Consider the following 13,890-nt stretch of genomic DNA (forward strand, 5'->3'; position numbering starts at 1 on the left):
ATCCGACAACCGCTCACCCGCAGGCGTCCCGGCCTGCCCCACCCTCGCCACACGAACAACAACGAGACACAACCACTTAAGTCACCGGCATTGGTTCTAGGCTCGGACCTACTGAACGGAACCGATCAGGAGGTACCGAGGTGACCGAGCTCAAGAGGCGGCCGCTCCCCCACGACTTCCATCCCCCCGTGCCGTCGTTCACGGTGACGAGCGAGGACGTCGAGGAGGGCGCGACGCTCAAGAGCGCTCAGGTCCACGCGGAGGGCAACACCTCGCCGCACCTGCGGTGGGAGGGCTTCCCGCCGGAGACCAAGAGCTTCGCCGTGACGTGCTACGACCCGGACGCCCCGACGGGCAGCGGGTTCTGGCACTGGGTCGTGTTCGACATCCCGGCCTCGGTCACCGAGCTTCCGGTCGGTGCGGGCAGCGGCACGTTCGAGGGACTGCCCGAGGGCGCGGTCCAGGCGCGGAACGACTACGGGACGAAGGACTTCGGCGGAGCCGCGCCGCCGCCCGGGGACGGGCCGCACCGGTACGTGTTCACGGTGTACGCCGTGGACCAGGAGAAGCTCGGTCCGGACTCCGACACCTCCCCGGCCGCCGTCGGTTTCAACCTGCGCTTCCACACGATCGCGCGTGCCCAGCTCATCGGGGAGTACGAGGTTCCCGCGGAGGGCTGAGCAGGAGGAACGTTCATAGAACGTTTGCCCGCCCCTGGTCTTGGAATTGATCAGGGGCGGGCACTTTTTTATTGCGTTGTCCATCTCGGCGTGCCCGTCCAGAGTTGATCCGAGCCCGCCAGGGGGTGGGCCGGTGCAGACGGGAGGTGGGCTGGATGCGTGACACGCTGGTGCTGAACGCGAGCTTCGAGCCGCTGTCGACGGTGACCCTGAACCGGGCCGTGGTCCTGGTGCTGCAGGACAAGGCCGTCGTCGAGCAGGCCCATCCCGAACTGCGCATGCGGGGTGCCGCCGTGGACATACCCGCGCCCCGGGTGATCCGGCTGTGCCGGTACGTACGGGTGCCGTTCCGAAGACAAGCGCCCTGGTCGAGGCGGGGTGTCCTGGTGCGGGACCGGCACAGGTGCGCGTACTGCGGCAGGAGGGCGACGACCGTGGACCACGTGGTGCCGCGGTCGCAGGGAGGCCAGGACACCTGGCTGAACACGGTCGCGTCGTGCGCGGAGGACAACCACCGCAAGGCCGACCGGACTCCGGAAGAGGCGGGCATGCCGCTGCTGAGGCAGCCGTTCGAGCCGACGCCCGCCGATGCGATGCTGCTGGCGCTGGGGGCCGACGACACCGCCTCGCTTCCTGACTGGCTGGCTCGCGACGTCGCTTGAGAGCTTCGGTGCTGAACAGCACTGTTCCCCGCGCTCCTTGCCGAGGGGCGCGGGGAACGTCGCTTTTCGGGGTGCCGTCAGTCGATCTGGGGCTTCTCCCGGCGCTCCGCGGCCGCGCCGCCGCTGCCGTTGCCATTGCCCGCGGATCCGTTGCCGCCGGAACCGCCGCCCATGGGGCCGAAGTTGCCCATGGCGCCGGACAGGCCCTTGAGGGCGTCGCCGATTTCGCTGGGGACGATCCAGAGCTTGTTGGCGTCGCCTTCGGCGATCTTCGGCAGCATCTGGAGGTACTGGTAGGACAGCAGCTTCTGGTCCGGGTCGCCGGCGTGGATGGCCTCGAAGACCGTGCGGACGGCCTGGGCCTCGCCCTCCGCGCGCAGGGCGGCGGCCTTGGCCTCACCCTCGGCGCGCAGGATCTGGGACTGCTTCTCACCCTCGGCGCGCAGGATCTCGGACTGCCGGACACCCTCGGCCTGGAGGATCGCGGCGCGCTTGTCACGGTCGGCGCGCATCTGCTTCTCCATCGAGTCCTGGATGGAGGTCGGCGGTTCGATGGCCTTGAGTTCGACGCGGTTGACGCGGATGCCCCACTTGCCGGTGGCCTCGTCGAGGACGCCGCGCAGGGCCGCGTTGATCTCCTCGCGGGAGGTCAGGGTGCGCTCCAGGTCCATGCCGCCGATGATGTTGCGCAGGGTGGTGACGGTGAGCTGCTCGATCGCCTGGATGTAGCTGGCGACTTCGTAGGTGGCGGCCCGGGCGTCGGTCACCTGGTAGTAGATGACGGTGTCGATGTTGACGACCAGGTTGTCCTGGGTGATCACCGGCTGCGGCGGGAACGGGACGACTTGTTCGCGCAGGTCGATGCGGTTGCGGATGGTGTCGATGAACGGGACGACGATGTTGAGTCCCGCGTTCAGCGTCCGCGTGTAACGGCCGAAGCGCTCCACGATGGCGGCGCTGGCCTGTGGGATGACTTGGATAGTCCTGATCAGGGCGATGAAGACCAACACCACCAGAATGATCAGGACGATGATGACCGGTTCCATCGTCGTTCCCCGTACCCTTCTCCGCCTCGGCGCCTATGGAAGATCTTGTGTTGTTGAAGATCTTGCTGGTCGAGTGTGACAGACCGTCGCGTAACTCGTGGGGTGTTCGGAGCAGTTGAGATCCAGTTGCGTCGAGCGAGGTCACATGATGATCGCCGTGGCCCCCTCGATGTCCACGACGTCCACTTCCTCACCCACTTCGTAGGCGCGGCCGGTGTCGAGGGAACGGGCCGACCACACTTCCCCCGCGAGCTTGATCCGGCCGCCCGATCCGTCGACCCGCTCCAGCACGACGGCCTGCCTGCCTTTCAGGGCGTCGATGCCCGTGGCGAGTTGGGGCCGCTCGGTGCGGTGCCGGTACGCGATGGGCCGTACGACGGCGATGAGGGCGACCGAGACGACGACGAAGGCGAGCACCTGGGCCACCGCGCCGAAGCCGAGGCCGGCGACGGCCGCCGCGGCGACGGCGCCCACCGCGAACATGCCGAACTCCGGCATCGCGGTCACCACGAGCGGGATTCCCAGCGCTGCCGCGCCGACGAGCCACCACACCCATGCGTCGATGTCGTTCACACGGTCATGGTAGAGCCGCGGTCGGGTCTCGGACAGGGCGCAAAAGCCCTCAGGACAGCGGCAGGCCGTGGGCCGTCCAGCGGTCGCCGACCTGCTCGACGACGAGCGGGAGGCCGAAGCAGAGGGAGAGGTTGCGGGAGGTGAGCTCCAGCTCCAGGGGGCCGGCGGTGAGGACCTTGCCCTGCCGGATCATCAGGACGTGGGTGAAGCCGGGGGCGATCTCCTCGACGTGGTGGGTCACCATGATCATCGAGGGGGCGATGGGGTCGCGGGCGAGGCGGCCGAGGCGGCGGACCAGGTCCTCGCGGCCGCCGAGGTCGAGGCCGGCGGCGGGCTCGTCGAGGAGCAGCAGCTCCGGGTCGGTCATCAGGGCGCGGGCGATGAGGGTGCGCTTGCGCTCGCCCTCGGAGAGGGTGCCGAACTTGCGGTCCAGGTACTCGCTCATGCCGAGGCGGTCGAGGAAGGCCCGGGCGCGCTGCTCGTCGATCTCCTCGTAGTCCTCCTGCCAGTGCGCGGTCATGCCGTAGGCGGCCGTCAGCACGGTCTGCAGGACCGTCTGGCGCTTGGGCAGCTTGTCGGCCATGGCGATGCCGGCGATGCCGATGCGCGGGCGCAGCTCGAAGACGTCGGTGCCGGGCTTGCCGAGGGTCTCGCCGAGGATGGCGGCGGTGCCCTTGCTGGGGTAGAGGTAGCTGGAGGCGACGTTGAGCAGGGTGGTCTTGCCGGCGCCGTTCGGGCCGAGGATGACCCAGCGCTCGCCCTCCTTGACCGACCAGGAGACCTGGTCCACCAGAGCCCGGCCCTCACGGATGACGGATACGTCCTGAAGTTCCAGAACATCGCTCATGAGCGCGTTGTCTCCCCTTGCAGTGTGACCAGGTTTCGGCGTCTCGGCGGTCGCGTGCGCTTTGTGGCACAGCCCTCTAGGAAATCTACGCCACCGGTCGGCCGCTCCCATCCATCGGTCCGGTCCTTAGGGTGGGGGCATGCTCACGGAACCGCGTTCAGGACGCCTTGCCGCTTGGGGAAACGCCCTTCTGGCCGGACTTGTCTCTCCGGACGACGCCGTGACGGCGATCGTCGGCGACGACGCCGTGCACCGGGTGGAGGGGTTGCCCGGCGAATCGGGGCCCGTCGGACTGACACTCGCGCTGGGGCGGCTGCGGGCGCTCGGCGTCACGGGGCTGCGGGTGGCGCTGCCCGCGCCCGGGCATCCGCTGGGGCTGAGCGGACCGCCGGAGTTCAACGTTCGGGCGTTGGACGCCGGGGAGGCGGTGATCTGCTACGGCGCCGCGTTCGGGCTGGTGCCGGAGGTGCACGAGGCCGGGCCCGACGGTGATCTGCATGTCGAGGTCGTCTGGCGCTGTCTGCCGGTGCGGGAGGCGCCGCCGGCCGACGTCCCGTCGCTGGGCGAGGCCGAGCGGGAGCTGGCGGAGGCGTTGCGGGAGGCGACGGAGGTCCTCTCGCGGTTGGACGTCGCCGGGTCGGGTCCGGTGGCGGAGGCGGCGATCGACGCGTACCGGGCACGGGCCGAGAGCGGCCGGGAGGTGCTGGCGCCGGGGTATCCGGCGCGGGCGGTGCGGGTGCTGGAGCTGGCGCGGCGGGTGGGGCTGCTGGTGTCGCTGGCGTGCGAGAGCGGGCACGGGGGTGCGGTCAGCGCCGGGGAGATGGCGGCGCGCTCCCAGGCGCTGCGGCCGGTGGAACGAACGGCTCGACGGGCGCAGGTGGCGGCGTACAACGCCGTCGTGGAGGAGCGGGAGCGAAGGTGAGCCGGGGCGGCGCACCGGGGGCGGACCGGCAGCGGGGCGGACCGGCAGCGGGGCGGACCGGCAGCGGACGGCCGGACGGCCTGGCGCCGTCGGCCGGGGATCCACCGGCCTGGGCGCCGCCGGCCGGGAAGCGGACGGCTCCGTGACCGCGGTGCGCGGGCGGGCGGTCATCATGTGTGGGCCCGCCGGGGAGGTGCACGCCGCGGTAGCGGCGGTCAGCCGCCGGGGAATCCGGGCGGTCGGTGTGCCGGCGGCAGGCCGTCGGGCTGAACGCCGGCGCACGGAAGCGGGTGGCGTCGGCGGCCGGGCTTGAGCCCGCGCCCGGTGGCTGCGCGGGCGGGCGTGACGCCGTGGGGCGGGTGGCCTCCCGGGTGGGGCCCGGGAGGCCGGAGATCAGCGATCGTGTGCGGCGGGCGTCAGTGGTTGACGCCCAGGTTGCCGAAGGCCGGGTTCAGCGCGCCGACGACGTTCACGGTGTTGCCGGCCACGTTCACCGGCAGGTGCACCGGGGCCTGGACGACGTTGCCCGACAGGACGCCCGGGGAGCCCTGGGCCGCGCCGCCGGCCCACGCGCCGTCGGTGGCGGAGGCCAGTCCGGATCCGGCGGCGACCAGTCCGCCGGCCACCATCGTCACGGCCACTGCCTTCTTCAGGTTCTTCACTTGACTACCCCTCCTGGTGACTGCCGCGGCAGTCGCCGCGGCACGCACTGGAGAACGGCGGAGACTCCCGGAGGATGCGTCAGGCGGGGGACATCCCCACGACAGTATGAATCTCAGTCCGGAGCGGAACCGTCGGCCACTCCATGGCGTACCGCCCAGAGTGCGGCCTGGGTGCGGTCCGCCAGGTCGAGTTTCATCAGGATGTTCGAGACGTGCGTCTTCACCGTCTTCTCGGACAGGACCAGGGCACGCGCGATCTCCCGGTTCGAGCGGCCGTCGGCGATCAGGCCGAGCACCTCACGCTCCCGTTCGGTGAGCGAACCGGCCCTTCCCTGGCCCGGGCCGGCGTCCTCCTGGGACAGCAGGACGTCGGCCACCTCGGGCTGGAGCAGGACGTGTCCGGCGTGTACGGAGCGGATGGCGCCGGCCAGCGCGTCCGGATCGATGTCCTTGTAGACGTAACCGGCGGCTCCCGCGCGCAGGGCGGGGACGACCGTGCGCTGTTCGGTGAAGCTGGTCACGATGAGCACGCGCGCGGGATTGCCCAGCTCGCGGAGTCTGCGGAGCGCCGCCACGCCGTCCATCCCGGGCATCTTGACGTCCATCAGCACGACGTCGGGCCGCAGCTCCTCCGCGCGGGCCACCCCGTCGGCGCCGTCGGCCGCCTCGCCCACGACCTCGATGTCCTCCTGCACCTCCAGGAACGTGCGCAGGCCCCGGCGGACGACCTGGTGGTCGTCGACGACCAGCACCTTGATCGCGTCAGCCACCGGGAACCTCCATCTCGACCGTGGTGCCCTTGCCGGGCGCCGACTCCACGGCCAGCGTGCCGCCGACCCCGCTCGCCCGGTCACGCATGGACACCAGGCCCAGGTGGCGCCCCGCGCTCCGTACCGACCGCGGGTCGAATCCCCGGCCGTCGTCCGTGATCCGCAGCGCGGCACCGCAGCCGCGCCGGCCCACGGTCACGTCGACGTGCTCGGCGCCGGAGTGCCGCAGGGCGTTGTGCAGGGCCTCCTGGGCGACCCGCAGCATGGCCTCCTCCTGGGCCGCGGGCAGGGCGCGGAAGCCGGCGTTGGTGAAGGTCACGCGTGCGGTGTGGGCGCGGTCGAGGACCTGGACCTGGGTGCGCAGGGTGGCCACGAGGCCGTCCTCGTCGAGCGCGGCGGGCCGCAGTTCGACGACGGCGGCGCGCAGTTCGTCGGCGGCCTCGGCGGCGAGCGCGGCCACCTGCTGCAGCTCGCCCTTGGCGCGGGACGGGTCGCGGTCGACGAGCGCGGCGGCGGCCTGGGCGGTCAGGCGCAGCGAGAACAGTTTCTGGCTGACCGCGTCGTGCAGGTCGTGGGCGAGCCGGGAGCGCTCCTCGGCGATCGTCAGTTCGCGGCTGCGTTCGTACAGGCGGGCGTTGGTGAGGGCGATGGCCGCGTGCTGCGCGAGGATGGCCAGGAGTTCCTCGTCCTCTTCGGTGAAGCCGCAGCCGCCTTGCGGATCGCGGCAGTTCTTGTTGGCGAGGAACAGCGCGCCGATGGTCTCGTCGCCGTCGCGGATGGGCAGGCCCAGGAAGTCGGACAGTTCGGGGTGGGCGGACGGCCAGCCTTCGAAGCGGGGGTCCTCGCGCACGTCGGCGAGTCGCTCGGGGCCGGCCTCGTGCAGCATCGCGGCGAGGATGCCGTGCTGGCGCGGGAGCGGGCCGATGGCCTTCCACTGTGCGTCGCTGACGCCGTCCACCACGAACTGGGCGAAGCCTCCGTGGTCGTCGGGGACGCCGAGCGCGGCGTACTGCGCGCCGAGCAGCTCACGGGCCGAGGCGACGATCGTCTTGAGGACGTCGCGCATCTCCAGATGTCTGCTCATGGCCAGCAGCGCGGAACTGACCGCCGCGAGACCGGACCGGGGACCTCGACTCATGTCCTCACGGTACCGGCGGGGTGTGACAGCCGGATCGGACCGGCGACGGCCATCGCCCGGGCCCGTGGTCCTAGGCCGGAGGTCCCCCGGTCCGCGACGTCGGCCGGAGGATCCGTGTCGTCGCGATCGAGGATCCGTGTCGTCGCGATCAGGGTCGCAGGCAGTGCGGGCGGCCCGGGCTGCTGACGGCGGCGCCCTGTGGGGCCTGCTGCGGGCCGGGGACCCGCTCGTGCTGAACACCTCGCCGACGCTGGCCGCCCCTGGCCGACGCCGTGGACGGGCGGATCGGGCGCGCGCGTGGTGGTGCGCTTCTCCGCACGCGCGCGTGCGGACGGGCCCGCAGGCACACGCGGGCGGGCCCGCAGGTAATGGGTGGCCGCCGCCCGGGGCGTGCGGCTGGTGCCGGAGGAACCGCCGGCCGGTGAGCGGCTGTGGTGGGCGCGGTGCCGGGCGGGCGGCGTGCTCGGGCTGCTGCGGGAGCACGGGCGGTCCGTCCGCTGCTCCCGCGTGGAGCGGGAGCAGCCGCTGTCCGCGTGAGGCCGTCGCCGTGGGGACGCGGCGGTGCGGGCCGCGGAGCCGGCGGCCCGCAGGGGCGGCTCCCGCCGGCGACTCCTCACGCAGAGCATTGCGGGCGCAACTTCTTGTGAGACCGGCGCGCGGTCGGTGTGACGCCGGGCACAGGGCGCACGTCACGTACGAAGGGCGGTAGGAGACCAGGTCCGCCTCCATGAGCGGGAAAGACACCCCAGTCTGTCCCGCTTTACCCACACCTGATCCACTACCTGGGATCGTACGTCACACCGTTGCCACAGAATTTTGCGGCCGCTAAGAATTGCTCCCGTCGCTCAGCGCCGCGGTTTCCCCCGCGGCCCTAGTGCGGGGCGGACCCCTGTCCCCCGCCGGACTCAGAGCGATTTCCGCGCTATTCGAAGAGGTCCGTCTGCCATGCTCGAAAACACCCCTGTTCGTGGTCTCAGTCGTGTGCTGACCCGGCACCACAAGGTCGCGCTGAGCGGTGTCGCCGCCCTCGGCGCCGCAGCCCTCGCCTTCACCGCGGTGCCCGGCGGATCCGGGACGAAGACCACGAGCGAGGCTGATTCCACGGCACGTGTGGCCTACAGCTCCGAGCAGATCAAGGACGTCCGGGCCAGCGTCACCGACCAGCTCGCCGGCGCCAGTCTGAAGGCGGAGGCCATCAAGGCCAGGGCGCAGGCGAAGGCCGAGGCCGCCGCCAGGGCGAAGGCGGACGCGAAGGCCAGGGCCGACGCTCGGGCCGCCGCCCGGAAGCAGGCCGCCGCCGAGGCCGCGGCCAGGAAGAAGGCCGAGGCGGCGCGCAAGGCGGAGGCCGCGAACCGGTCCGCCTGGCGCCCCGCGATCGAGTCGGTGGCCGCGAAGACGTACGCCAACAACCTCGACGGCTGGATCAGGCATTCCCTGGACATCATGAGGTCCAAGGGCATCCCGGGCAGCTACAGCGGCCTGCACCGGAACATCATGCGTGAGTCCTCGGGCAACCCGAACGCGATCAACAACTGGGACATCAACGCCATCAACGGCATCCCGTCGAAGGGCCTGCTGCAGGTGATCCCGCCGACCTTCCAGGCGTACCACGTCCCGGGCACGTCCTGGAACATCTACGACCCGGTCGCCAACATCACCGCCGCGGCCAACTACGCGGCCCACCGGTACGGCTCGATCGACAACGTCAACAGCGCGTACTGAGGTCACCGAGGTCAGCGCGGACCTCGGTACATGACGCCGAAGGGCGGCACCTCCTGACGGGTGCCGCCCTTCGGGGCCGTACGGGCCTTGCGGGCCCTGATCACTGTCGCGCCGCTACTTGCGCATGACCTCGGGCTCGTGCCGGCGCAGGAAGCGGGCCACGAAGAAGCCGCAGACCACGCCGAGGGCGATCAGGGCGAGCATGTCCACGCACCAGGTGCCGACGGTGTGCTCCCACAGCGGGTCATTGCTCTCGCCGGGCTTCGGCGGGGCGATCTTGTTGAAGTCCAGCGTGGCGCCCGCGGCGGCGACCGCCCACCGCGACGGCATCAGGAACGAGAACTGGTTGACGCCGATCGAGCCGTTCAGGGTGAACAGGCAGCCGGTGAACACGACCTGGATGATCGCGAACATGACCAGCAGTGGCATGGTCTTCTCGGCCGTCTTCACCAGCGAGGAGATGATCAGGCCGAACATCATCGAGGTGAAGCCCAGGGCCATGATCGGCACGGAGAGCTCCAGGATGGTGGCGCTGCCGAACACCAGGCCCTGCTCCGGGATCTCCCGGTTGAAGAAGCCGATGGCGCCGACCAGGCCGCCCTGGAACACGGTGATCGCGCCGAGCACGAACACCTTGGACATCAGGTAGGCGCTGCGGGACAGGCCGGTCGCGCGTTCCCGCTCGTAGATGACCCGTTCCTTGATCAGCTCTCGGACGGAGTTCGCGGCGCCGGCGAAACACGCGCCGACCGCGAGGATCAGCAGGACCGTGGTGGCCGTGCCGTTGGGGATGATCCGGCCGGTCTGCGGGTTGAACGGGTTGGGCAGCAGGCTGTTGCCCGAGTCGATGAGCAGGCTCACCGCGCCGAGGACCGCCGGCAGGATCACCATCAGCGCCAGGAAGCCCTTGTCGGACGCGATCACCGCCACGTAGCGGCGCACCAGCGTGACGAACTGCGACATCCAGCCCTGCGGCTTGGGCGGCCGCATCCCCTGCATCGGGGGCACCTGTACGGACTGCGGCGCGACGGCGTCGATGTCCGCGGCGTACATCTGGTAGTGCTGCGAGCCCTTCCAGCGTCCCGCCCAGTCGTAGTCCCGGTAGTTCTCGAAGGCGGAGAAGACGTCGGCCCAGGTGTCGTAGCCGAAGAAGTTCAGTGCCTCCTCCGGCGGGCCGAAGTAGGCGACCGCGCCGCCCGGCGCCATCACCAGCAGCTTGTCGCACAGCGCCAGCTCGGCGACGGAGTGGGTGACGACGAGGACCGTGCGGCCGTCGTCGGCGAGACCGCGCAGCAGCTGCATGACATCGCGGTCCATGCCCGGGTCGAGGCCGGAGGTCGGCTCGTCGAGGAAGATCAGCGACGGCTTGGTGAGCAGTTCCAGGGCGACGGAGACGCGCTTGCGCTGGCCACCGGAGAGGGAGGTGACCTTCTTCTCCTTGTGGATGTCCAGCTTCAGCTCGCGCAGCACCTCGTCGATGCGGGCCTCGCGCTCGGCGGCCGTGGTGTCGGCCGGGAAGCGGAGCTTGGCCGCGTACTTGAGGGCCTTCTTGACGGTCAGCTCCTTGTGCAGGATGTCGTCCTGCGGGACCAGACCGATGCGCTGGCGCAGCTCGGCGAACTGCTTGTACAGGTTGCGGTTGTCGTAGAGGACGTCGCCCTGGTTGGCGGGCCGGTAGCCGGTGAGCGCCTTCAGCAGCGTCGACTTGCCCGAGCCGGACGGACCGATCACCGCGATCAGCGACTTCTCGGGGACGCCGAAGGAGACGTCCTTCAGGATCTGCTTGCCCCCGTCGACCGTCACGGTCAGGTGGCGGGCGGAGAAGGACACCTCACCGGTGTCGACGAACTCCTCGAGGCGGTCGCCGACGATCCGGAACGTCGAGTGGCCGACGCCGATGATGTCGGTGGGGCCCAGCAGCTGCGAGCCGCCCTTGGCTATCGGCTGACCGTTGACGTAGGTGCCGTTGTGCGAGCCAAGGTCGCGGATCTCCAGGCGGCCGTCCGGCGTGGCGTGGAACTCGGCGTGGTGCCGGGAGACCTGCAGGTCGGAGACGACCAGGTCGTTCTCCAGGGCGCGGCCGATGCGCATGACGCGGTCGAGTGAGAACTGGTGGAACGTCGTCGGGCTGCGGTCGCCGTAGACCGGCGGCGCCCCCGCGCCACCACCGGGCCCCGGCTGCGAGGGAATGGGCGCGGCCTGTTGCGGTGTGGCCTGCGGCTGCTGCCAGCCGGCCTGCTGCGGCGGCGCCTGCTGGGGCGTCTGCGGGGCCCAGCCCGGGTTCGCCCCCTGGGCTGCGTACGGCTGCTGCTGCGGCTGGGCGACGGCCGCCGCCGCGCCGGAGACGTTCAGGCGTGGGCCGTCCGTCGGGTTGCCGAGGTTCACCGACGCGCCGGGTCCGAGTTCCAGCTGATGGATCCGCTGGCCCTGCACGAACGTGCCGTTGGTGCTGCCGTGGTCCTCGATGACCCAACTGCGGCCGCTCCAGCTGATCGTGGCGTGACGCCAGGACACCCTGGCGTCGTCGAGCACGATGTCGCCCTGCGGATCGCGTCCGAGGGTGTAAGTCCTGGACGCGTCGAGCGTCCAGGTACGTCCATTCGATTCCAGTACGAGTTCCGGCACTCCATGCCCCACTGAGTAGTCCCCCGAGTTACCCCCGTCACAGGGAGTCTAGGGATGTCGAACATCGTCGGGAACTATTTCAGGCTCCGCCCCCTGACCGAAAGCCGGGCCTTGTGAAAAGCACGCGCTTACGCAACGGCTGGTTCCGTTGACGGGGTGGAAATCGACCCGGAGAGTGGTAATCCACGCGAGGGGGACATGCGCGGCCACCGGGCCGCGCCGCGGATCGGGGGGGCTGTCGTTGAGCACGTCGTCGAGCACGTGGTCGAGCGTCGAGAGCGCGGAGTACGGCAGGAGGGTGCCGTGGGCCGACGTCCTGTTGTCCGCGATCGCCTCCGTGAGCTGGGCGTTGATCGGGATGGCGGGCACGGCGGCGCTCGGACTGCACCTGCTGGAGGCCGACTCGGCGGGCTCGCTCGGGCCGATGACCGCGGCGGTCGTGGCCCTCGGGGCGGGGGGTTCGATCACGCCGTCCGGTGATGTGTCCGCGTTCGGCCTGAAGGGCGCTGAGGCCCACACGGCCGTCACGATCACGCCACTGGGGGTCAGCCTGGTCGGGGCGCTCCTGCTGTCGTGGTTCTTCCTGCGGTCCCTGCGCGCGGCTGGCGTCGTGATCGCGCCGGCCGAACTGCTCGCGCGCGCGGGCGCGGTGGTCGCGCTGTTCGTCGCGACGCTGGGCGGACTGGCCTGGGCCGGTCACGACGTGATCACGATCGACGGCGGCTCGCTGGGCCTCGGCAGGCTGCCCACCGGAGCCGGCGGGGGCATCAGCATCCCCGGTCTCGGCGACCTCGGCGACCTCGGCGGGCTGCTGCCCGACAACGTCGGCGACCTCATCCACGCGAAGGCGGCCGTGGGCTTCACCGTCGACACGGCGCCGACGCTGCTCGGCGGGCTCGGCTGGTCGGCCGGGATCCTGCTGATCGCGGTGCTGGCCTCACGCCGCACCCCCCTGCCGCGCGGCTGGCAGGCGGCGCACCGCGTCGTGCGTCCGGCCGTGTCCGCCCTCGTCACGGTGCTGCTGGCGGCGGTGGTGGCGGGCCTCGCGGCGGCGGCGTACGCGGCGATCGGCGACGCCCATCCCCGGCGCATCGCGGGCGCCGCGCTGCTCGGCGCGCCGAACGGCGCCTGGCTGGGCATGCCGGTCGGCCTGTTCCTGCCGTTCGACGGCAGGGCGACCGGCGAACTCGCCCGGCTGCTGCCCGATCCGCTGGACGACCTGCTCACCGCGAGCACCGACCAGCCGGTGACGCTGGGCCGGCTGGCGGAGCTGGACGGCCGGGTGTGGCTGCTGGCCGTCGCGGCGGCGGTGACGATGCTGCTGGCGGGCGTGCTGACCGCGGTGCGGACGCCGGTGGCGGGCGGGCCCGCGGGCGAGCCGGGGGCCGCCGGGTTCGCGGGGCGGTGCGCGCTGCGGCTCGGCTTCGCCACGGCGGTGGCGCTGCCGTTGCTCGCCTGGCTGACGGAGGTGTCGGTGGACGCCTCGCTGTCCGTGCTGGGCTTCGACGCGTTCGGCGCCGGGATCTGGCTGCACGGGCGGCTGGGGACGGCACTGCTGCTGGGCGCCCTGTGGGGCGCGGGAGCGGGAGCGGCGGGGGCGCTGCTGGCGTGGGCCGGCGGGGCGGCGGGGCGGCGTGCGGCACCTTTGGCTCGCGCGGTCGCGCCCGTGGCGGAGGCCGGACCGGCCGCAGGGGCGGCAGGGGGCGGTGGGGGTGACCCGGAGGCCCTGGAGGTCCCGGAGGCCCTGGGGACGGGCGGCGTCGGCGGCGGGGCCGGGGACGGGGACGTTGACGGCGAGGGCGTCTCCGGTGCGGCCGTCTCCGGTGGTGGGGCCGGTGGTGGGGCCGGGCCGTACGAGCCCGGTGTGCCGTACCGGCCGCCGAACCCCGCCACCAACCCCTACCTGCTCGTACCGGACGAGCTGCGGGAGCCGGAGGACGCGCGGCCGCCGGACGGGCCGGGGCTCTTCCAGGGCGCGCGCCACGGCGGTGACCGGGGAAGCGCACGGCCGGCCGACGGCGACGCGCGGAATCCCGGCGGTCCGCCGCCCGCCGAGCCGGACGTGTACGGCGCCCCGACCGTGGTACGGCACTTCGGAACCCCTCCCCCGCGCCCCCCGCGCCCTCCACGGCAGCCGTCCGAGCCCGGGGACCCGCGTGAGCGCGCCCGCGCGATAGGCGTGTGGGGCGGGGTGGTCGGCCTGTCGATGGCCGCGGGTCCGCTGGCCGGCGGGCTGCTGGTGG

At 71.8% G+C, this 13,890-nt stretch carries 13 protein-coding genes; 6 read left to right on the top strand and 7 right to left on the bottom strand.

Annotated features, from left to right (window positions below):
• Positions 1–140: 140 nt before the first annotated feature.
• Both AB0G63_RS38070 and AB0G63_RS38075 read left to right on the top strand, forming a co-directional pair.
• Entirely contained in the window at positions 141–680 is a 540-nt protein-coding gene (locus AB0G63_RS38070; protein WP_360760154.1) for a YbhB/YbcL family Raf kinase inhibitor-like protein, read from the top strand.
• Positions 681–835: 155 nt separating this feature from the next.
• Positions 836–1,342, top strand: coding sequence for an HNH endonuclease (locus AB0G63_RS38075; protein ID WP_360760157.1), 507 nt, complete (start codon positions 836–838; stop codon positions 1,340–1,342).
• A 77-nt stretch (positions 1,343–1,419) separates the two neighbouring features.
• On the opposite strand, the gene AB0G63_RS38080 is transcribed toward AB0G63_RS38075, so the two are convergent.
• The 3 genes from AB0G63_RS38080 to AB0G63_RS38090 form a co-directional block, all read right to left on the bottom strand.
• Complete coding sequence (locus AB0G63_RS38080; protein ID WP_360760160.1) at positions 1,420–2,388, bottom strand: SPFH domain-containing protein; 969 nt, start codon at positions 2,386–2,388, stop codon at positions 1,420–1,422.
• A 141-nt stretch (positions 2,389–2,529) separates the two neighbouring features.
• Positions 2,530–2,961 (bottom strand): NfeD family protein, encoded by a 432-nt coding sequence (locus tag AB0G63_RS38085; RefSeq protein WP_360760163.1) that lies wholly within the window; start codon positions 2,959–2,961, stop codon positions 2,530–2,532.
• 49 nt (positions 2,962–3,010) lie between these two features.
• Entirely contained in the window at positions 3,011–3,808 is a 798-nt protein-coding gene (locus AB0G63_RS38090) for an ABC transporter ATP-binding protein (protein WP_324785360.1), read from the bottom strand.
• 139 nt (positions 3,809–3,947) lie between these two features.
• Between AB0G63_RS38090 and AB0G63_RS38095 the strand changes: the two genes are divergently transcribed.
• Positions 3,948–4,730 carry a hypothetical protein gene (locus AB0G63_RS38095; protein WP_360760166.1) on the top strand — a complete coding sequence of 261 codons (783 nt, stop codon included), beginning with the start codon at positions 3,948–3,950 and terminating at the stop codon, positions 4,728–4,730.
• Between the two features lie 416 nt (positions 4,731–5,146).
• Here AB0G63_RS38095 and AB0G63_RS38100 read toward each other — a convergent pair whose 3' ends face one another.
• From AB0G63_RS38100 to AB0G63_RS38110, 3 genes are all read right to left on the bottom strand, one after another.
• Entirely contained in the window at positions 5,147–5,392 is a 246-nt protein-coding gene (locus AB0G63_RS38100; protein WP_360760169.1) for a chaplin, read from the bottom strand.
• Positions 5,393–5,505: 113 nt separating this feature from the next.
• Positions 5,506–6,162, bottom strand: a complete 657-nt coding sequence (locus tag AB0G63_RS38105; RefSeq protein WP_360760172.1) for a response regulator transcription factor — start codon at positions 6,160–6,162, stop codon at positions 5,506–5,508.
• Positions 6,155–7,300 carry a GAF domain-containing sensor histidine kinase gene (locus AB0G63_RS38110; RefSeq protein ID WP_360760175.1) on the bottom strand — a complete coding sequence of 382 codons (1,146 nt, stop codon included), beginning with the start codon at positions 7,298–7,300 and terminating at the stop codon, positions 6,155–6,157. Before AB0G63_RS38110 ends, AB0G63_RS38105 begins: the two co-directional genes overlap by 8 nt.
• Before the next feature lie 372 nt (positions 7,301–7,672).
• Here AB0G63_RS38110 and AB0G63_RS38115 point away from each other — a divergent pair, with 372 nt between their 5' ends.
• The gene (locus AB0G63_RS38115; RefSeq protein WP_360760178.1) at positions 7,673–7,837 is read left to right on the top strand and encodes a hypothetical protein; all 165 of its coding nucleotides are present in this window, start codon (positions 7,673–7,675) and stop codon (positions 7,835–7,837) included.
• Between the two features lie 408 nt (positions 7,838–8,245).
• The gene (locus AB0G63_RS38120) at positions 8,246–9,022 is read left to right on the top strand and encodes a transglycosylase SLT domain-containing protein (protein ID WP_360760182.1); all 777 of its coding nucleotides are present in this window, start codon (positions 8,246–8,248) and stop codon (positions 9,020–9,022) included.
• Positions 9,023–9,136: 114 nt separating this feature from the next.
• Here the strand turns inward: AB0G63_RS38120 and AB0G63_RS38125 are convergent, their stop codons facing one another.
• Entirely contained in the window at positions 9,137–11,647 is a 2,511-nt protein-coding gene (locus AB0G63_RS38125; RefSeq protein ID WP_360760185.1) for an FHA domain-containing protein, read from the bottom strand.
• Between the two features lie 241 nt (positions 11,648–11,888).
• On the opposite strand from AB0G63_RS38125, the gene AB0G63_RS38130 reads away from it, so the two are divergent.
• Positions 11,889–13,890, top strand: a 2,002-nt coding sequence (locus AB0G63_RS38130; RefSeq protein WP_360760188.1) for a streptophobe family protein, incomplete at its 3' end; no start/stop codon positions are given.

Origin of the sequence: Streptomyces sp. NPDC020996 (assembly GCF_040641355.1) — a bacterium.
Classification (GTDB): domain Bacteria; phylum Actinomycetota; class Actinomycetes; order Streptomycetales; family Streptomycetaceae; genus Streptomyces.

Coding starts and splice junctions, on each gene's coding strand:
- AB0G63_RS38075 (WP_360760157.1), top strand. CDS start 836: ATGCGTGACACGCTGGTGCTGAACGCGAGCTTCGAGCCGCTGTCGACG.
- AB0G63_RS38080 (WP_360760160.1), bottom strand. CDS start 2,388: ATGGAACCGGTCATCATCGTCCTGATCATTCTGGTGGTGTTGGTCTTC.
- AB0G63_RS38090 (WP_324785360.1), bottom strand. CDS start 3,808: ATGAGCGATGTTCTGGAACTTCAGGACGTATCCGTCATCCGTGAGGGC.
- AB0G63_RS38095 (WP_360760166.1), top strand. CDS start 3,948: ATGCTCACGGAACCGCGTTCAGGACGCCTTGCCGCTTGGGGAAACGCC.
- AB0G63_RS38110 (WP_360760175.1), bottom strand. CDS start 7,300: ATGAGTCGAGGTCCCCGGTCCGGTCTCGCGGCGGTCAGTTCCGCGCTG.
- AB0G63_RS38120 (WP_360760182.1), top strand. CDS start 8,246: ATGCTCGAAAACACCCCTGTTCGTGGTCTCAGTCGTGTGCTGACCCGG.